The sequence below is a fragment of the Mycobacterium sp. ITM-2016-00318 genome, from assembly GCF_002968285.2.
Lineage (GTDB): Bacteria > Actinomycetota > Actinomycetes > Mycobacteriales > Mycobacteriaceae > Mycobacterium.
This window is the reverse complement of record NZ_CP134400.1, coordinates 3,969,405-3,987,731: the sequence shown is the minus strand read 5'-3', so window position 1 is coordinate 3,987,731 and position 18,327 is coordinate 3,969,405. Positions and strand designations below refer to the sequence as shown.

The following is an 18,327-nucleotide window of genomic DNA, read 5'->3' as shown; positions in this document are numbered from 1 at the left end:
CTAGCGGAGATCGTCGACGACGATGTCGCCGTTTCCCGTTCGCGCCGTGATCACCGCGGCCGCGGCTTCGCTGTTCGTCGTTCGAGGAACCCGCACGACCGTCGAACCCCGCTCGTTCCCGGTGTTGGCGTTGACCAGGTAGGGCCCGCGCGGCGGCAGCCCGATCCGAATGTCGCCGTTGTCGGAGGTCGCCTCCACTGTCCGCGGCGCGGCATCCGTGAAGTCCACTTCCACGTCGCCGTTGTCGGTCGTCGCGCTGAACGAATCGGTGACCGCGATCGCGGACCGCGTGATCACGTCGCCGTTGTCGGTGTGCGCCTCGACACGGCGGGCCGACCCGCTGAGCAGTATCGCCCCGTTCTCCGTATGCGCGGTCAACTGGTCGATGTCGGCCTGGGCCATCAGCACCCCGTTCTCCTGGCGGCTGGTGACAGCGAGCCTGCGCGCAAGCTCGGGCGGGAGCACCACCTTGATCTCGCCGGCCCGCCCCCACTGCAGGAACGGTGAGGGCTCGCCGCTGATGGCGATGCGGGTGTCTGCACCGTCAGCGGTCACGGTGAGCGGATGTTCTCCCGCCCGTGTCGAATTGATCATGCGCATATCGGCGCGGGGTTCAGTGGCAGCACGGTCGGTCGTGATGCGGACCGCCATCGGCAGCCGGCCTGTGTCGATGACCAACGAGCGCATCGCCGACGGCAGACTCTTGCTGTCGGTGATCACACGGAACGTCGACAGCCCCAGCGCCGCGACTGAAAGAGTGCCGAGACTGCCCAGCACGAGCACGGCGGCGGCGCCGATGAGCAGCACCCTGATCGCCGTGCGCCCGCCTGCGGAAAGCGGCGGCGGTGACGCGGGCTGTGGGGTGACCGGCGGCGCAGGAGGAGGAGCGATGGTCGTCACGGTGAAAACCTTTCTGCTGGATCAGGATTCGAGGTAGCGCAGAACCGCGAGCACTCGGCGGTTCTCGCTTTCGTCGGGGGCGAGATCCAACTTGGTGAAAATCGAGGCGATGTGTTTCTCAGCGGAGCCCGTCGACATGTGCAGGGCAGCGGCGATCGCGGAGTTGGTCTTACCCTCCGCCATCAGCTGCAGCACCTCGTGTTCGCGTGGCGTGAGCTGGTCGAGTACCGCCCGTCGATGGGAACGCACCAGGATCTGTGACACCACCTCGGGATCGAGGACGGTGCCACCGCCGCCGACGACGGCGACCGCGTCGAGGAAGGCGGGCACGTCGGCCACGCGATCCTTCAGCAGATAGCCGAATCCCTTTGTGTCGGAAGCGATCAAGTCAGCGGCATAGCGCTCCTCGACGTAGTGCGAGAGCACCAACACCGGGGATTCGGGGTTCTGGCTGCGCAACAGCGCGGCGGCGCGGATGCCTTCGTCGGTGAATATCGGCGGCATCCGCACGTCCACGATAGCCAGATCCGGCCTGCTGTCGTTGACCAGCCGAAGAAGATTGGTCGCGTCGGGCACACCGGCGATGACGTCGTGGCCGGCATCGGTGAGGATGCGCTCGATGCCCGCGCGCAGCAGCGCGGAGTCTTCGGCGATCACGATGCGCATGGCAGAACCGCCGTCACGATGGTGGGACCGGTCGCGGGGCTGGCGACGGAGAAGCTGCCGCCGGCTGCCCGCACCCGCTCCTCGAGCCCGCGCAGGCCGGTTGCGTCCTCGTTCGTCGCGATCGCCGCGCCGCCTCGGCCGTTGTCGAACACCGAGACGTGCAACTGGCCGGCGGCCTCGTCGAGTCGCACGGTGACGATGGCCTGTGTGGCCTGCGCGTGCTTGGCGACGTTCGTCAGCGCCTCGGCGACGACGAAGTAGGCGACCGACTCCGTCTCATCGGGCAGCCGGTGCGGCAGGTGAATATCGAGAGTGGCCGGCACGCCGAGGGTTTCGGCTCGCTGGACCACCGATGACAGGGCGGCGTCGAGTCCGCGGTCGGCGAGGATGGTGGGTGCGATGCCCCGCACCACGTTGCGAAGCTCGACGAGTGCGCTCTTGGCGTCCTCGTGCGCTTCGGCGATCAGCTTCTTGGCCTGCGGCAGATCGCCGTCGAGCTTGGTCTGCGCGAGACCGATGGTCATCGCCAGCGACACCAGCCGCGGCTGCACGCTGTCATGCAGATCCCGCTCGATCCGGTGCCGCTCGGTCTGCGCGGACGACACCGCGCCCTGGCGTGCCTGGGATAGGGCGCTGACCTGGAATTTCAGCGCTGCCGTCGGAGACGGCGAAAGCAGCCATCGGTCAATGGCGGCGTCCAGCGCGGGCGCGAGCACCAGGATCGCCGCCGCCGCGAGCAGTGCGATCACCGCGAGCGCGAAGGCGAGCGGCGGCGAGAGGAACGTCAGCCCGGCGTCGTCGTCACTCTGCCGGACCGCGATCGCCGCGGCAGGTCCGATGAACGCGAAGACCATCAGCGCGAACGCGAGACCGGTCGCCGCGGCGTCGTAGATTGCCCGCAGAAGGTGGTGCCCGGCCCCCTTCCAGAACCTGGCGCTGCTGACGTCCAACCACAGTTGGAGTAGCCACCGCTGAAAACCGGTGTAGTGCGACATGTTGCGGTGCGGGACGGAGATCCCCATGCCGAACACGGCTTCACTGCGAAGCCGTTCCAGCCACTCCACCCCGCGCATCAGGTAGACGAACACGACGACGGCGATCGCGAAGCCGACGACGGACGGGATGGACGAGATGCCGACGACAAGAATCGTCAACGGGATCCACAGCCACACCACCGCGATCGCGGCGCCGGTGATCATCGACGCCGTCGGGACCACGCCGATGTGTCGGGCCGGTCTCGGGGCGGTGACGGCCGTATCCGGCACATCGACCGTGGTTGGCGGCGCTGGAGGGGAGGTGACTGCAACCATGTCTACCAACCTAGGGAGATCGCGCGCCGAGCAACATGGCGTTTTCCCGAGACCATCGCGGGGGATAACCCCCACACCGGGCGATTTCGGCGCGCGCAGTCACGCTCAGCGTGACCAAACGCGCCTAAACCGCTATTTGAGGGCGATGAGTTCCAGCGCGATGTTGTCAGGATCGCGGAACTCGAGGATGTGTGAGATGCCGATGTCCTTGATCCGCTCGTGGGGAATACCGAGATCGTCGAGATGCGCTGCGGCCGCTTCTAGTTCGTCCTTGGTGTTCAATCCGAAGGCCAGGTGGTCGAGGCCGACGCGGTCCTCGTCGAAGCTGCCGTCTCCCACCGGCCGCAGGCCGATCAAGATGTCGCCCGTGCGGTAGATGACGCCGCCGAACAGGAACCACAGCTTCTCCAGCGTTTCGGCGTCGGCATCGTCGGGCACCTCCAGCATGACGGGCCAGCCGAAGACGCTGTCGTAGAACTTGCGTGATCGCGCGATGTCGGTGACGGTCAGCCTGACGTGCTGGATGGACGTCGTGTTTATTGCCATGACCCCATGCTGCCAGCACACGGAGAAGCGTTCCGAATGCCGGAGCTCGTGCGCGAACCCGGCGGCGTGCGAGACGTGTCACAATCGCCGTCGTGCAGGTAGGGATGACGATGCCGGTGATGGAGCCCGATCTCGACGCCGGTTTCCTCGAGACGTGGGCCAGGACCATCGACGACGGGCCGTTCTCGTCGCTGTGCTGGGGCGAGCGGATCGCGTTCGACAACCCGGAGGCGATCACCCTGCTCGGCGCGCTGGCAGCCTGGACCGACCGCGTTCGACTGGTGACGACGGTGATCGTGCCGCAGTTGCACGACCCGGTGATGCTGGCGAAAGCGATCGCGACCGGCGACATGCTCAGCGGTGGCAGGCTCACCCTCGGCCTTGGAATCGGCGGCCGCCGCGAGGATTACGACGCGGTCGGCGCTGACCCGGCGACTCAGACGATGCGGGGGATGGCACACCTGGTTGCGGTGATGAAGCGTGTCTGGGCAGGTGAGAAGGTGGCTGATTCGGTGATACCGGTCGGGCCTTCACCGGTGCAGAGGCCGGGGCCGCCGCTGCTCGTCGGGACGATGGGCCCGAAGACCGTGCAGTCGGCGGCGTCCTGGGCAGACGGCCTCGCGGGCACGACCCTCGACCTCGACACCGCCAAACAGAACGAGCTGTACGACGTGGCCCGGAGCGCCTGGGCGCAGGCCGGGAAGCCCAAGCCGCTTCTGGCGACGTCGTTCTGGTTCGCACTCGGCGACGGTGAAGAAGCCCGCGCGCAGGTTCACCGGCACCTTCGCCGCTACATGAACTGGATACCGGCCGAGTACGTCGACGCCATGGCGCCCACTACCGGGTGGGCGGGCGACGAGGACGAGTTGCTGGCCGTGCTGAAGAAATTCGACGACATCGGCACCGACGAGGTTCACCTCATCCCGACGACCTCCGACGTCGAACAGGTGCGAAGGGTCGCCGACGTCATCAAGGACTTGCGCTAGGTGCGGTGTAGTTGTCGTACACCCTCCTGTAGTACGACGACAGAAAGCGGCGACCGATCAGGCGCATCGTCGCCACCGCCACCAGCCCGCGAAGGTTCCTCGACGACTGATCCCACACCGCGTGCACGGCGCTGCCACCCTCGGACCGCGGCGTCGCCGTCAAGGACATGAAGCCGCCGGGATGCAAGGCTTCGGCCTCCACGATCGTCAGCGTGACTGTCCCGGGTTGCGCCCAGTCGTAGTGCCATCGTGCCCATAGCTTCGGAAAGTCCTGCCCTTCACGGATTTCCGCATCCGTGTCACCGACGCGATACACCTCGAACGCCGCCTCCGATGACGCTGGCCAGCGCAGCGGCCGGTCGGCGGAGAAATCCGTCATCAACTCGACGACCTGATCTGGGGTCGCGGTTGTCACGAAGTCGAAGTCGAACCTGGTTCGCACGGCCTGAACGTATCAGCGGCTGACGTCCGAATGGCAGGCTGCAGACATGACCGATGACGCCTGCATGCCGCCGATCGTGTCGCGCACCGAATGGGAGAAGGCGCGCGCGGAACTGCTAGTGAAGGAGAAGGCACTCACCCGACTGAAGGACGCGGTAAGCGCGGCGCGTCGACGGCTGCCGATGGTTGAGATCACGCAGCAGTACTTCTTCGATTCGGAGGAGGGGCCGAAGTCGCTGCTCGAACTGTTCGAGGGCCGCAGGCAACTCATCGTTCAGCACTTCATGTTCGGACCCGATTGGGAGGAGGGCTGTGACGGTTGTTCGATGATGGCCGACTCCATCCCTCCGCTGTCGCACCTCAACGCGAAAGACACGTCGTTCGTGCTGATTTCGCGGGCGCCGCTGCGCAAGCTGCTGACCTTCCGCGATCGGATGGGGTGGACGCTGCCGTGGGTGTCGTCGAAGCCGACGTTCAACGAGGACTTTCGGGCGACTGTGGACGGCGACGAGCGGCAGGTAATCAGCGTGTTCCTTCGCGACGGTGAGCGCCTTTTTCACACCTGGTCGACGTCCGCGCGAGGTGAGGAGCCGTTCATGCTGGTGTTCGACCTGCTCGACCTCACCCCGTACGGGCGCCAGGAGATTTGGGAGGACTCACCCGAGGGTTGGCCGCAGCAACCGCCATACGAGTGGATGCGGCTGCACGACTCGTACTGACCACATCCATCCGGAGAATTAGAAATCTTCGCAGGTGTCAATTATGATTAGCTAGTCGGTTCGCCACGACGGTCATGCAGAGAGGTTGATCAGGAAGTTTGCGTTGGACAAGGTTCTTCCGCATCGCCGGCAAGCGTTGTGTTGATTTGTTATCTGGCGTCGGTCTGACCGCCCAGCCGCCGCGCGGCGTCGAGTATGACTAGCGACCACGAACGCGATTCGACGACCGACGAGAATCGGGCAGTCTCCCCGGCCGAGCCGGTGGAGTGGGTCAAGCCCGTTGAGCTGATCGAACTGCTGCAGCGCCGCACCCAGAAGCGCGCCAGAGCCGAAGCGCCGACCTCGTCACCCTTCTACGATGCCGAGTTCGTCGCCAGCCATCGCAAGCGGCGGAAGCGGCGGTCGAACTAGTCTTCGTCGGTTTCGTAATCGTCGTCGCCGAACTCCTGCGGCTGCGCCTGCCCACGGAAATGCACCTTGAACGCCATGGCCGCCAGCCTTCCACGACGGGGCGACAGCGTCGGACGGCCTACCTGCGATGCCTCAGAAACACCTTCCGGCGCGCGGTTGGGGGTGGTAAAGCTGGCCCACATGACAACCGTGGGACAGACCGACGAGAAGCCGCCCGGACGCACGCTGTTCGGACATCCGATCGGTCTCGCCAACCTCTTCGGCGTCGAGTTGTGGGAGCGCTTTTCGTTTTACGGGATGCTCACCATCCTCGGCTACTACCTCTACTACACCGTCACCGAGGGCGGCCTCGAGCTGCCGAAAGCCACCGCGACGGGCATCGTCGGCGCCTACGGCGGACTGGTGTACCTGTCCACCGTGCTGGGCGGCTGGGTAGCCGACCGGGTGCTCGGCATGGAGCGCACCGTGTTCTACGGCGGTGTGGTGGTGATGTGTGGCCACATCGCGCTCGCGGTCATTCCCGACTTGGCCGGCGTCGCCGTGGGCCTCGTGTTGGTCGCGCTCGGCTCGGGCGCCTTGAAGGCGAATGCGTCGTCGCTGCTCGGCACGCTCTACGAGAAAGGCGACCCCCGCTGTGACGGCGGATTCACGCTGTTCTATCTCGGCATCAACCTCGGCGCGTTCATCGGGCCGCTGATCACCGGTCTGCTGCAGACCCGAATCGGCTTCCACTGGGGCTTCGGCGCCGCCGCGGTCGGCATGGCAGTCGGCCTCGCGCAGTACGTCTTCTTCCGCAAGAACCTCGGCGATCACGGCCGTCATGTGCCGAACCCGTTGCCGCGCAGCGGAATCAAAGTCATCGTCGGGGCCGTGATCGTTGTCGTCGTGGTGGTGGTCGTCGCGTTCGTCACCGGTCTTGTCAAGTTGGCGAACCTCTCGCAGGTCACCACAGGGGTGATCATCGTGGCGTCGATCGCCTACTTCGCGGTGATGCTCAGCAGCTCGAAGGTGGAACCCGTCGAGCGGACGCGCGTGCGCGCCTTCATTCCGCTTTTCATCGCCAACGCGGTGTTCTGGTCGCTGTTCCAGCAGATCTTCACCGTGCTCGCGGTTTACTCCGACGAGCGGATGAACTGGTCGATCTTCGGATGGACCGCACCGTCGAGCTGGATCGGTTCCGTCGAACCGGTGTGGATCATCCTGCTCTCGCCGCTGTTCGCGATCTTGTGGACCAGGCTCGGCAACCGCGCACCGACGACACCGCGCAAGTTCGCGTACGGGGTGATCGGTATGGGTCTCGCATTCCTGCTGTTCCTGCCGATGGCAGGCACGGAGGGCAAGACGGTCCCGGCTCTGTTTGTCGCCGCTGTCCTCGCCGTGTTCGCGGTCTCGGAGCTGTTGCTCTCGCCGATCGGGTTGTCGGTGACGACAAAGCTTGCGCCGGAAGCGTTTCGGGCGCAGATGATGGCACTGTACTTCTTCTCGGTCGGTCTTGGCACATCGATGTCGGGGGTGCTCGCCAAGTACTACGACGCGAGCCGGGAGTTCGCCTACTTCGGGATCATCGGCGCGGTGGCGATCGTCGCAGGCGTGATCGTGTTCGCCCTTGCGCCATGGATCAGCCGCGAGATGGAGGGCGTGCACTAGCGCCTGCCGCGGTTGCCGGTCGGGAGCACAGGGAAGATTCTGTATCGATGGACTCCTCGCAAGCTTTCGAACTGGCCGACGTCGATGCGATCGGCCAGGCCGCGCTCGTCGCAACCGGTCAACTCTCGGCGCTCGAACTGCTCGAAGCCGCCATCATCAGGCTCGAGCAGGCGCGGGATCTGAACGCGGTCATCCTCGACCTGTTCGACCGGGGGCGGGAACAGGCGGCCCAACTAGACTCATCGGGCCGTGCCAGGAGCGGTGAGTCGGGTCCGTTGGCTGCAGTGCCGTTCCTGCTCAAGGATCTCGGCGCGTCGCTTGCCGGTGCGCCGGAGGCAATGGGATCCCGCGCGCTGCGCACCTATGTCGCGAGGGAGAACTCGTGGACCGTCGACCGCTACCTGACAGCGGACCTGGTCGTTTTCGGCAAGACCAACACGCCGGAGTGGGGCAACCACTGCACCACCGAGCCGTCGCTTTTCGGTCCGACGATGAACCCCTGGTCACCCTCGATCACGCCGGGTGGATCGAGCGGGGGATCGGCTGCTGCGGTCGCCGCCGGTGTCGTGCCTGCGGCGTCGGGCGGCGACGGCACGGGCTCCATCCGGGTGCCCTCATCGTGCTGCGGACTCGTCGGCCTGAAACCACGGCGTGGCCGTAGCTCGTTCGCGCCGGACGCGGGGCACTCGCTGGAAGGGCTGGCCGTCGCGCATGCGCTCACCCGCACCGTGCGGGACAGCGCCGCGTTGCTCGACGTCATCGCGGGCACCGCACCCGGCGATCCGTATTCCGCCGCGCCGCCCACTACCGCCTACCTGGACGCCATCGGCGAAGATCCTGCTGCGCAACGCATCCTGATGGCGACGAATTCGCCATTCTCGGCTCCGCCGACAGCCCCCGCGGTCGTCAGCGCGGTCCAGGCGGCCGGCGGGTTGCTTGCCGACCTGGGACACAACGTCGAACAGGGTGCTCCGACGATCGATCCCGACGTAGTCGCCGATGCGATCGCGACCCTGCACACGGTCAGCAACGTCGCGCTTCACGCACTGGCGACCGAACACCTGGGTCGCGAGCCGGAAGAAGACGAATTCGAGCCGAGCACATGGATGATGGTGAGGGAAGGCTTCACCACGACCGGGGCGCAATATGCGGGCGCCATCGCAGATGTGCATGCCCAGACGCGGCGCTTCGCGGCAAGCATGGCCGGATACGACGTTCTCCTTGTACCGACCTTGCTGACGTCCCCGCCGTCCTACGCGCTGTTGGACCAGCCCCGTGAAAGCACGCGCGCGTTCTTCGACGTTGAATTCGCTACGACGGGATGGACGTCATTGGCGAACGTCACCGGCTGGGCCGCGATCTCTCTACCGCTCGCCAGCACCGCCGACGGGCAGCCGATCGGCGTGCAACTGATCGCGCCCGACGAGGCGATCCTGCTGCAACTCGCGGCCCAGCTCGAGGCGGCGGCGCCGTGGGCCGACCGTCATCCGCCCGCGTGGGTTCCGTTCCGGCGTTAGGTCGCGGCCATGGGTTTTCGCGAAGACATTCGGCCGATTCACACCTCGCGGAACTTCTGTGACGCTGTTGTAGCGGTCGATGACGCAGCGCATGGTCCCGCCGGTGCTGAGTCGCTCCGCGTTGACGGGGGAAAGTGAGGTCGATTCGGCGAGTCGGTATTTACGACTGCGCAAGCGCGCAGGTACAGTCGGAGGCGTAATCCGTTTGCCCGCTCGATGATAAGCAAACTCAGGATCCTCGATGGCCAAATTGGAACCGAATTATGAACTGTTGCAGTCTATCTACGATATCCCGACCGAGTTCTACGAACTCTTCCTCGGCCCTACCATGGGCTACACGTGCGGTTATTACAAAGAGTCCAACTCCACGCGCGACGAAGCGCAGCTCGCTAAGTTCGACCTAGCGCAGGACAAGCTGAAACTCGAGCCGGGCATGACCCTGCTCGACGTCGGCTGCGGCTGGGGCGCAGGCATGCAGCGTGCTCTGGAGAACTATGATATCGACGTCATCGGCCTCACGCTGAGCAAGGCGCAACAGGCGGCCGCCGAGATGCGACTTTCGCATGTCATGCCGCACGGCAGGCACGGCAACTGGGAGGTCCGGGTACAGGGCTGGGAGGAGTTCGAAGGGAAGGTCGACCGCATCCTCGCGATCGGATCCTTCGAGCACTTCCGCCATGAGAAGTACGAGGCATACTTCGACTTTTGCTACGACACGGTGCCTGATGACGGCATCGTTCTGCTGCACACCATCTGCGCCTACCACCCCGACGACTACCTACGCCTCGGTATCCCGCTGACTTTCGAGCTGATGCGGTTCATCAAGTTCATCATCACCGAGATCTTCCCCGGTGGGCAATTGCCGTCGGAGAGGATGATTCGCGAGCTGGCACCGAAGTCCGGCTGGAACATCACCTGCACACAATCTCTGCAACCGCACTACGCGCGCACCCTCCAAGATTGGGCCACAGCGTTGCACGATCACAAGAGCGAGACCATCGAGTTGCAAGGTCTGGACGCCTACGAGCGATTCGATAAGTACCTCACCGGATGTCGAGACCTGTTCTGCGAGAGGAAATTAGACGTCAACCAGTTTACGATGGAGAAAGCCACGTGGTAGGCCCCTGAGCATCTCGCTTACCGGCTGCCGTCATTTCCATTCGAATTCGATGCCGACGCTCCTTCGTTGTCGTGCTGTGAAGCCGAGTTCGAGCCGTTGCGCGGCGAAGTGGAATCCCGCTTGTCCGCACCGTCCGCCGACCCACTCCGCGGGGTGTGTGCCGACTGGCTCGCCACGCCCGCATTCGGAAGCGAATGCCTCCGCGGCGTGGGGCGTTGCGACTCCTCCGGCAGCGCATGCTTCGGCGCAGCCGCTGCGTCAACCGATGAGTCCGCCTCGAGGGCATGTCGGGGGCCCTGTGAATCCTCGGGCTCATGCCAATCCGGCAGCGCATGCCTTGGCCTGTTCGCGACGTCGGCCGGCGAATCCGCCGAGAGGGCATCGCTGGGTGCGACCGTATCGCTCGCCTGCTGCCAATCCGGTCGTGCGTGCTTGGCGGCGGGTGGCGCCTCGACCGGCTCAGGCACTGTTTGAAGATCCGTGTCGGCAAGTGGCGCGTCGGGAAGGTCCTCAACCAGGCCTTGTCCGGACGACCCCGCTATGTCGCTTCGCGCCCCCGCGAGCATGTCCTCGGGGTGGTCCGGAAGCCCCGGTAACTTGCCTCGGAGATGGGCGAGGATGGCCGCCAGATCTCCGCCTGCGGTGGTAGGTAGGTCGGGCGCCTTCACTTGGAGATGGGTTACCAAAGCTGCGAGACCGCCATCCAGGTGGTCGGGTAGCTCCGGCAACTTCTCCCGCAGATACGTCAGGACTGCCCCGAGGTCCCCGTCTGCCTGGCCGGGTAGGTCCGGCAAATTCTTGCGCAAATGTGCGATTACCGCTTCCAGATGTGTGTCCGAATGATCGGTTAGCTCGGGCAACTGCGATTTCAAATGGGCCAGTAGTCCCGCGAGCCCGATGTCCGAATGGTCGGGGAGCTGTCCGCTTAGGTGGGCGAGCAGTTCGCCGAGGTTGAGGGTCGGGAAGTCGCCGTCGGGGATGTCGGGCAGCGCGTTGTGCAGTAGTGCTACCAGGGCGGCGAGGTTGAGGGTCGGGAAGTCGCCGTCGGGGAGGTCGGGCAGGGCGTTGTGCAGTAGTGCTACCAGGGCGGCGAGGTTGAGGATCGGGAGCTCGCCACCCGGCAAGCCCGGGAAGTCGGGCAGCGCGTTGCGCAGCAGTGCTACCAGGGCGGCGAGGTTGAGGGTCGGGAAGTCGCCGTCGGGGAGGTCGGGCAGCGCGTTGTGCAGCAGTGCTACCAGGGCGGCGAGGTTGAGGGTCGGGAAGTCGCCGTCGGGGAGGTCGGGCAGCGCGTTGTGCAGTAGTGCTACCAGGGCGGCGAGGTCGAGGGTCGGGAGCTCGCCACCCGGCAAGCCCGGGAAGTCGGGCAGCGCGTTGTGCAGTAGTGCTACCAGGGCGGCGAGGTTGAGGGTCGGGAGCTCGCCACCCGGCAAGCCCGGGAAGTCGGGCAGCGCGTTGTGCAGTAGTGCCACCAGGGCGGCGAGGTTGAGGGTCGGGAGCTCGCCACCCGGCAAGCCCGGGAAGTCGGGCAGCGCGTTGTGCAGTAGTGCCACCAGGGCGGCGAGGTCGAGGGTCGGGAACTCGCCACCCGGCAAGCCCGGGAAGTCGGGCAGTGCGTTGTGCAGTAGTGCCACCAGGGCGGCGAGGTCGAGGGTCGGGAACTCGCCACCCGGCAAGCCCGGGAAGTCGGGCAGGGCGTTGCGCAGCAGTGCCACCAGGGCCGCGAGGTCGAGGGTCGGGAACTCGCCACCCGGCAAGCCCGGGAAGTCGGGCAGGGCGTTGCGCAGCGGTGCCACCAGGGCCGCGAGGTCGAGGGTCGGGAACTCGCCACCCGGCAAGCCCGGGAAGTCGGGCAGGGCGTTGCGCAGCAGTGCCACCAGGGCCGCGAGGTCGAGGGTCGGGAGCTCGCCACCCGGCAAGCCCGGGAAGTCGGGCAGCGCGTTGCGCAGCAGTGCCACCAGGGCCGCGAGGTCGAGGGTCGGGAACTCGCCACCCGGCAAGCCCGGGAAGTCGGGCAGCGCGTTGCGCAGCAGTGCCACCAGGGCCGCGAGGTCGAGGGTCGGGAACTCGCCACCCGGCAAGCCCGGGAAGTCGGGCAGCGCGTTGCGCAGCAGTGCCACCAGGGCCGCGAGGTCGAGGGTCGGGAACTCGCCGCCCGGGAAGTCGGGCAGCGCATTGCGCAGCAGTGCCACCAGGGCCGCGAGGTCGAGGGTCGGGAACTCGCCGCCCGGGAAGCCCGGGAAGTCCGGGAATGGGGCCAGCACGTCGTTAAGGAGCGTCACTAAGGCGGCCAAACTCAGGTCAGGGAACTCACCGCCTGCCAAACCGGCCAGCGTGTCAACGACGCCTCTGCCCAACGTAGATACGGCGAAGGCAAGAGCGAGGTCAATGCTCGCCTCTAACGCGACCGCGGTGCCGATGCCTGCGATGCCGGTGTTGACCACAGTGGAGAACAACCCGAGCATTGCCGTAGCGGCCGCAGCTGCCGGAACCGGGATCACGCCGCTCGCAGCGAGCGCGTTCATGCTATCCAGCAGTGTGCCGGTAAGTACGTTGAAGAGCCCTGCGGCTACTTCGGCACCCGACAGGCCGACGCCGGTAACCAGGGTGTCAAAGACGATATGGAATGTGTCCCATAAAACGAAAGCGATCTCAGCTCCTGACGCCAAGCCGCCGACCGCTGCGGCGAGGGCCAGAACCGCTGAATCGAGATCCGCGTCCGAGAGGTCGCCGGTCGCAGGGTCGATGATGCCGGTGTTAATCGCAGCAGCGATTCTCTCGACCTGCACTGCGATGGCTCGTACCGCCTGACCAGTGCTCGATACACTCATGGTCAAAGCACTGCGCAGTGTTGAGGCGCCCGGAATCGCTGTACTCACGCCATCCCGCGCAACGAGGGCTGCCACCAGCTCATTGGGCATCGGCGTGCGCGCTGCTGCCACGGTGAGCTGAACTTCCGTGGATCCAGTGTCGTCTGGGACCGGCGACACCAGAGAGCCGACCAGTGCGCTCGCTCCAAGCGCTGCAACTCCCGCAGTGACGTAACCACGATTTGCCGAACGTCTGTGAACACCGTGTCGGCGGCGTTGCCGCATGGGGACAAGTGCGACTGAATCTCGTACTGTGCGCGCCTGCCCGGCGCTCTGGCTTCGCACCAATCGTCCGTCTCGAACACTGACTTCATAGCCGACAGGGACCCGACCCCGGCGGTGCCGAGCGCGACGGCGAGCCGCCCGATTACAAGAATGCCGACTGGACGACGCTGTACTCATCGCGCTCTCGATCCTCTAAGGGGCCGAACTTGAAAGCTATTTACCCAGGCGTAAACAGCTACAAACGCGACAAGCCGCTCCCTCCTATTAAATTCTCGAATCGAAAAGCCTTGCACATCAATATCATTTGAATTGATTCGATCATGTGCAGGATTCGGTGAAGGCTGACACCGCAGGCGAAGCCAAGTGCGCCCACGGTTCGAACGATGCGTTCCGTCCGAAGCGACATGGGTGCCCCCGGCAGTGTCTGGTTTCAGGACATGCGAATAGCGTGTCTCAAGACATGCGAATAGGCGTTGGCGTGACTGTCGGTGGGTGTCGAAGGCTCGTCTAGTCATTACCGCTGTCATCGTTGAGGGCCGCAGCCAATCTGAAGTCGCCCGGAGGTACGGCGTCTCGCAGGGCTGGATCAGCCGGCTGGTCAAGCGCTACCAGCTCGAGGGCGAGGCCGCATTCCAGCCGCGGCCACGTCGCCCGCACACTCACCCGAGCCGGTTGCCGCAATCGACGATCGATCTGATCGTCGAGTTGCGAGCCACACTGGCGGGCAAAGGGCTCGATCACGGGCCGCACACCATCGCCTGGCACTTGGAAACCCACCACCGATTACGGGTATCGCCAGCGACGATCCATCGCCACCTGCGCGCGGCCGGGCTGATCGACCCGGCACCGCAGAAGCGGCCCAAGTCGTCGTTCATCCGATTCGCCGCCGAGCAACCCAACGAACGCTGGCAGGCCGACTTCACTCACTGGTGGCTCGCCGACGACACCCATGTGGAAATCCTCAACTGGATCGACGACCACGCCCGCTATGCGCTCTCGGTCACCGCCCACCGTCGAGTCACCGGACCCATTGTCGTGACCAGCTTCAAGAAAGCCTGTGAAGCACACGGGATTCCGGTGTCAACACTCACCGACAACGGCATGGTTTTCACCACCCGCCTATCAGGCGGCAAAGGTGGCCGCAACGCATTGGAAAACGAACTGCACCGTCTGGGCATCATCCAAATCAACTCCACCCCCGGACACCCGACGACCTGCGGCAAGGTAGAACGCTTCCACCAAACCCTCAAAAAGTGGATCATCCACCAACCCGCAGCAGCCACCCTCATCGAGCTACAAACCCAACTCGACGCCTTCGTCGACGAATACAACCACCGCCGGCCACACCGTGAACTACCCCACCGCGCCACCCCGGCCACCGCATACACCGCCCGACCCAAAGCCGCCCCCGGCGAACGCCTCGACACCCACAACCGAGTACGCACCGACCGAGTCGACACCAGCGGCACCATCACCCTGCGCGTCGCCGGCCGCCTCCACCACATCGGCATCGGCCGAACCCACGCCGGCACCCGCGTCCTTTTGCTCGTCCAAGCCCTCGACATCCGCATCATCAACGCCGCCACCGGCCAACTCATCCGCCAGCTAACCTTGGACCCGACCAGGGACTACCAACCCCGCGGCGTGCCCTGCGGCCGCCCAAAGAAAAAGCCCGAACCCTAAACGAGGGTTCGGACTATTCCTATGTCCTGAGACATCACATGGGTGCCCCCGGCAGGATTCGAACCTGCGGCCTTCTGCTCCGGAGGCAGACGCTCTATCCCCTGAGCTACGGGGGCGCATGGGAGTACTGGCTGCGCCAATGGGCGTGCACAGATTAGCGCATCGAGCGGCTGGTTTATCGATTCGGGGCCTGACCACCGGAGACCATAGGATGGACCCTCGTGACCCCCGCCGACCTGGCTGAGCTGCTCAAGACCACCGCCGCCGCGGTGTTGACCGAGCATGACCTGGATACCTCGGCGCTGCCGGCGACCGTCACTGTCGAGCGTCCCCGCAATCCCGAGCACGGCGATTACGCCACCAACCTGGCACTTCAGCTCGGCAAGAAGGTCGGCGCAAACCCGCGTGAGCTGGCCGGATGGCTGGCGACGGCGCTCGCAGCCGTCGGCGGCATCTCGTCGGCCGACGTGGCAGGGCCCGGCTTCGTCAACCTCCGGCTCAACGCCAGTGCGCAGAACATGATCGTCGACAACGTCATCGGGGCGGGCAAGAACTACGGTCACTCCGACGAGCTCAAGGGCACCAACGTCAACCTCGAGTTCGTCTCGGCGAACCCGACGGGCCCCATCCACATCGGCGGGACCCGCTGGGCCGCTGTCGGCGATGCGCTCGGCCGGCTGCTGTCCACACAGGGCGCTGAGGTGGTCCGGGAGTACTACTTCAATGACCACGGCGCACAGATCGACCGGTTCACCAACTCGCTGATCGCGGCGGCCAAGGGGGAACCAACCCCCGACGACGGCTATGCGGGCGACTACATCGGTGACATCGCGGCCCAGGTGATCGCCAAGGAGCCCGACGCACTGAACCAGCCAGACGCCGAAATGCACGAGACGTTCCGCGCTATCGGGGTCGACCTGATGTTCACCCACATCAAGGAGTCTCTGCACGAATTCGGCACCGACTTCGACGTCTACACCCACGAAGACTCGATGCACACCAGCGGCCGGGTCGACGAGGCCATCACCAGGCTCCGCGATGTCGGCAAGATCTACGAGAAGGACGGCGCAACCTGGTTGCGCACCACCGACTTCGGCGATGACAAGGACCGTGTCGTCATCAAGAGTGACGGCAAGCCGGCCTATGTCGCGGCCGACATCGCCTACTACCTCGATAAGCGCGAGCGCGGCGCCTATCTGTGCATCTACATGCTCGGTGCCGACCACCACGGCTACATCGCCCGGCTCAAGGCCATCGCGTCGTCGCTGGGGGAGGACCCGGCCACCGTCGAAGTCTTGATCGGGCAGATGGTGAACCTGGTCCGCGACGGGCAACCCGTGCGGATGAGCAAGCGGGCGGGCACGGTCATCACGCTCGACGACCTCGTCGAGGCGATTGGCGTCGACGCCGCGCGGTACTCGCTGATCCGCTCGTCGGTCGATTCACCGATCGACATCGACCTGGCGTTGTGGTCATCGGCGTCCAACGAAAACCCGGTCTACTACGTGCAATACGCCCACGCACGGCTCTCGGCGCTGGCGCGAAACGCGGCCGAGCTGGGGCTCACCGCCGACACCTCGCATCTCGAGCTGCTCACGCACGAGAAAGAGGGCACGCTGATCCGCAACATCGGCGAGTTCCCGCGCGTGCTGAAGACCGCAGCCGCGCTGCGCGAGCCGCACCGGGTGTCGCGCTACCTCGAAGACCTCGCCGGTGACTATCATCGGTTCTACGACTCCTGCCGCGTGCTGCCGATCGGCGACGAAGAGCCGAACGACCTGCACACCGCCCGACTCGCGCTCTGCCAGGCCACCCGCCAGGTCATCGGCAACGGTCTCGGCATTCTCGGCGTCACCGCCCCGGAGCGAATGTAATGGCCCATCCCGCCGGTCCTCGCCACGCCGAGGAGATCCACCACGTCGGCACACCCCAGCGCCCGCAGTCGCCTGGCCAGCTGCTGACGCTGGCGTCTAATGTGTGGCCGCGCAACGCGGTTCGCGGGGCTGACGGTGTGGTGTCGATCGCAGGCGTGACGGTCATCCACATCGCCGAGGAGTTCGGCACGCCGGTCTTCGTCATCGACGAAGACGACTTCCGATCGCGCTGTCGCGAGATCGCTGCGGCGTTCGGTGGCGGCGACAAAGTGCGGTACGCGGCCAAGGCGTTTCTGTGCACCGAGGTTGCGCGCTGGGTCGACGAAGAAGGGTTGTCGTTGGACGTGGCCAGCGGTGGCGAACTCGCCGTCGCGCTGCACGCCGACTTTCCGGCCGAACGTATCGCTCTGCACGGCAACAACAAATCCGTCGACGAGCTCACCGCGGCGGTCAAGGCCGGAGTCGGGCACATCGTGCTCGACTCGATGATCGAGATCGAGCGCCTCGATGAGATCGCCGGCGCCGCAGGCGTCGTGCAAGACGTGCTGGTGCGGGTCACGGTCGGTGTCGAGGCCCATACCCACGAGTTCATCTCCACCGCCCACGAAGACCAGAAGTTCGGGCTGTCGCTGGCGAGCGGAGCGGCCATGGCCGCGGTGCGCCGAGTGTTCGACACCGACCACCTGCGACTGGTCGGGCTGCACAGCCACATCGGTTCGCAGATCTTCGATGTAGCCGGATTCGAGCTCGCCGCACACCGGGTCATCGGGCTGCTGCGCGACGTGGTCGCCGAGTTCGGCGTCGACAAGACCGCGCAGATCGCCGCCGTCGACCTCGGCGGCGGGCTCGGCATTTCCTATCTGCCGCAGGACGATCCGCCGCCGGTCGAAGACCTCGCCGCGAAGCTCGGCGCGATCGTGCGCCACGAGTCGGCGGCCGTCGGCCTACCCACCCCGCGCCTCGTCGTCGAACCGGGACGCGCCATCGCGGGTCCCGGCACCATCACGCTGTACCGGGTCGGCACCGTCAAAGACGTTGCCGTCAGCCCGACCGCTCACCGGCGCTACGTCAGCGTCGACGGCGGCATGAGTGACAACATCAGGACCTCGCTCTACGGCGCCGAGTACGACGTACGCCTGATCTCCCGAACCAGCGACGCCGCTCCGACGCTCGGCCGTATCGTCGGAAAGCATTGTGAAAGCGGCGACATCGTTGTTCGCGACGCATGGGTGTCCGACGACGTCGAGCCCGGTGATCTGCTGGGTGTGGCGGCCACCGGCGCGTACTGCTATTCCATGTCGAGCCGTTACAACCTGATCGGCCGCCCCGCAGTGGTGGCCGTGCGCGACGGGCGGGCCCGCCTGATCCTGCGCCGGGAAACGGTCGACGATCTGCTCAGTCTGGAAGTGAGGTAA

16 protein-coding genes and 1 tRNA gene are annotated in these 18,327 nt (G+C 65.6%); 9 read left to right on the top strand and 8 right to left on the bottom strand.

Annotated features, from left to right (window positions below):
* The 4 genes from C6A82_RS19480 to C6A82_RS19465 all read right to left on the bottom strand — a co-directional run bounded on the left by C6A82_RS19480 (position 1) and on the right by C6A82_RS19465 (position 3,422).
* Entirely contained in the window at positions 1-900 is a 900-nt protein-coding gene (locus tag C6A82_RS19480; protein ID WP_105342509.1) for a DUF4097 family beta strand repeat-containing protein, read from the bottom strand.
* Positions 901-921: 21 nt separating this feature from the next.
* Positions 922-1,566 (bottom strand): response regulator transcription factor, encoded by a 645-nt coding sequence (locus tag C6A82_RS19475; RefSeq protein ID WP_105342511.1) that lies wholly within the window; start codon positions 1,564-1,566, stop codon positions 922-924.
* Complete coding sequence (locus C6A82_RS19470; RefSeq protein ID WP_311101414.1) at positions 1,554-2,876, bottom strand: histidine kinase; 1,323 nt, start codon at positions 2,874-2,876, stop codon at positions 1,554-1,556. Before C6A82_RS19470 ends, C6A82_RS19475 begins: the two co-directional genes overlap by 13 nt.
* A gap of 132 nt (positions 2,877-3,008) precedes the next feature.
* Entirely contained in the window at positions 3,009-3,422 is a 414-nt protein-coding gene (locus C6A82_RS19465; protein WP_105343008.1) for a VOC family protein, read from the bottom strand.
* Positions 3,423-3,526: 104 nt separating this feature from the next.
* On the opposite strand from C6A82_RS19465, the gene C6A82_RS19460 reads away from it, so the two are divergent.
* Complete coding sequence (locus tag C6A82_RS19460; protein WP_105343006.1) at positions 3,527-4,408, top strand: LLM class flavin-dependent oxidoreductase; 882 nt, start codon at positions 3,527-3,529, stop codon at positions 4,406-4,408.
* On the opposite strand, the gene C6A82_RS19455 is transcribed toward C6A82_RS19460, so the two are convergent.
* Positions 4,392-4,850, bottom strand: coding sequence for a hypothetical protein (locus tag C6A82_RS19455; RefSeq protein ID WP_105343004.1), 459 nt, complete (start codon positions 4,848-4,850; stop codon positions 4,392-4,394). The genes C6A82_RS19460 and C6A82_RS19455 overlap by 17 nt on opposite strands.
* 46 nt (positions 4,851-4,896) lie before the next feature.
* Between C6A82_RS19455 and C6A82_RS19450 the strand changes: the two genes are divergently transcribed.
* On the top strand, positions 4,897-5,568 hold the full coding sequence (locus C6A82_RS19450; protein ID WP_105343002.1) for a DUF899 domain-containing protein: 672 nt from the start codon (positions 4,897-4,899) through the stop codon (positions 5,566-5,568).
* Between the two features lie 195 nt (positions 5,569-5,763).
* Positions 5,764-5,979 carry a hypothetical protein gene (locus C6A82_RS19445; RefSeq protein ID WP_105343001.1) on the top strand — a complete coding sequence of 72 codons (216 nt, stop codon included), beginning with the start codon at positions 5,764-5,766 and terminating at the stop codon, positions 5,977-5,979.
* Here the strand turns inward: C6A82_RS19445 and C6A82_RS19440 are convergent.
* A complete protein-coding gene (locus C6A82_RS19440) occupies positions 5,976-6,161 on the bottom strand; it encodes a hypothetical protein (protein WP_142405894.1) in 186 nt (61 codons plus the stop codon). The genes C6A82_RS19445 and C6A82_RS19440 overlap by 4 nt on opposite strands.
* Here C6A82_RS19440 and C6A82_RS19435 point away from each other — a divergent pair.
* The 3 genes from C6A82_RS19435 to C6A82_RS19425 all read left to right on the top strand — a co-directional run bounded on the left by C6A82_RS19435 (position 6,160) and on the right by C6A82_RS19425 (position 10,263).
* Positions 6,160-7,626: a peptide MFS transporter gene (locus C6A82_RS19435; protein WP_105342999.1), complete on the top strand. Its 1,467-nt coding sequence runs from the start codon at positions 6,160-6,162 to the stop codon at positions 7,624-7,626. The genes C6A82_RS19440 and C6A82_RS19435 overlap by 2 nt on opposite strands.
* Positions 7,627-7,673: 47 nt before the next feature.
* Positions 7,674-9,143, top strand: coding sequence for an amidase (locus C6A82_RS19430; RefSeq protein ID WP_105342997.1), 1,470 nt, complete (start codon positions 7,674-7,676; stop codon positions 9,141-9,143).
* Between the two features lie 241 nt (positions 9,144-9,384).
* Positions 9,385-10,263 (top strand): class I SAM-dependent methyltransferase, encoded by an 879-nt coding sequence (locus C6A82_RS19425; protein ID WP_105342995.1) that lies wholly within the window; start codon positions 9,385-9,387, stop codon positions 10,261-10,263.
* A 17-nt stretch (positions 10,264-10,280) separates the two neighbouring features.
* Here C6A82_RS19425 and C6A82_RS19420 read toward each other — a convergent pair whose 3' ends face one another.
* Positions 10,281-13,049, bottom strand: coding sequence for a hypothetical protein (locus C6A82_RS19420; protein ID WP_311101413.1), 2,769 nt, complete (start codon positions 13,047-13,049; stop codon positions 10,281-10,283).
* A 798-nt stretch (positions 13,050-13,847) separates the two neighbouring features.
* Here C6A82_RS19420 and C6A82_RS19415 point away from each other — a divergent pair.
* Positions 13,848-15,038, top strand: coding sequence for an IS481 family transposase (locus C6A82_RS19415; RefSeq protein ID WP_105345293.1), 1,191 nt, complete (start codon positions 13,848-13,850; stop codon positions 15,036-15,038).
* A gap of 43 nt (positions 15,039-15,081) precedes the next feature.
* Here the strand turns inward: C6A82_RS19415 and C6A82_RS19410 are convergent.
* Positions 15,082-15,154: transfer RNA gene (locus C6A82_RS19410), tRNA-Arg, on the bottom strand.
* Positions 15,155-15,259: 105 nt separating this feature from the next.
* Between C6A82_RS19410 and argS the strand changes: the two genes are divergently transcribed.
* The gene (argS, locus tag C6A82_RS19405) at positions 15,260-16,912 is read left to right on the top strand and encodes an arginine--tRNA ligase (protein WP_105345294.1); all 1,653 of its coding nucleotides are present in this window, start codon (positions 15,260-15,262) and stop codon (positions 16,910-16,912) included.
* Positions 16,912-18,327, top strand: coding sequence for a diaminopimelate decarboxylase (gene lysA / locus C6A82_RS19400; RefSeq protein ID WP_105345296.1), 1,416 nt, complete (start codon positions 16,912-16,914; stop codon positions 18,325-18,327). Before argS ends, lysA begins: the two co-directional genes overlap by 1 nt.

Bases quoted from the DNA above. Each gene is read 5' to 3' on its own strand.
- C6A82_RS19440 (WP_142405894.1), bottom strand. From the start codon at position 6,161: ATGTGGGCCAGCTTTACCACCCCCAACCGCGCGCCGGAAGGTGTTTCT.
- C6A82_RS19465 (WP_105343008.1), bottom strand. From the start codon at position 3,422: ATGGCAATAAACACGACGTCCATCCAGCACGTCAGGCTGACCGTCACC.
- C6A82_RS19460 (WP_105343006.1), top strand. From the start codon at position 3,527: ATGACGATGCCGGTGATGGAGCCCGATCTCGACGCCGGTTTCCTCGAG.
- C6A82_RS19425 (WP_105342995.1), top strand. From the start codon at position 9,385: ATGGCCAAATTGGAACCGAATTATGAACTGTTGCAGTCTATCTACGAT.
- C6A82_RS19450 (WP_105343002.1), top strand. From the start codon at position 4,897: ATGACCGATGACGCCTGCATGCCGCCGATCGTGTCGCGCACCGAATGG.
- C6A82_RS19435 (WP_105342999.1), top strand. From the start codon at position 6,160: ATGACAACCGTGGGACAGACCGACGAGAAGCCGCCCGGACGCACGCTG.
- lysA (WP_105345296.1), top strand. From the start codon at position 16,912: ATGGCCCATCCCGCCGGTCCTCGCCACGCCGAGGAGATCCACCACGTC.
- C6A82_RS19430 (WP_105342997.1), top strand. From the start codon at position 7,674: ATGGACTCCTCGCAAGCTTTCGAACTGGCCGACGTCGATGCGATCGGC.
- C6A82_RS19470 (WP_311101414.1), bottom strand. From the start codon at position 2,876: ATGGTTGCAGTCACCTCCCCTCCAGCGCCGCCAACCACGGTCGATGTG.
- C6A82_RS19445 (WP_105343001.1), top strand. From the start codon at position 5,764: ATGACTAGCGACCACGAACGCGATTCGACGACCGACGAGAATCGGGCA.
- C6A82_RS19475 (WP_105342511.1), bottom strand. From the start codon at position 1,566: ATGCGCATCGTGATCGCCGAAGACTCCGCGCTGCTGCGCGCGGGCATC.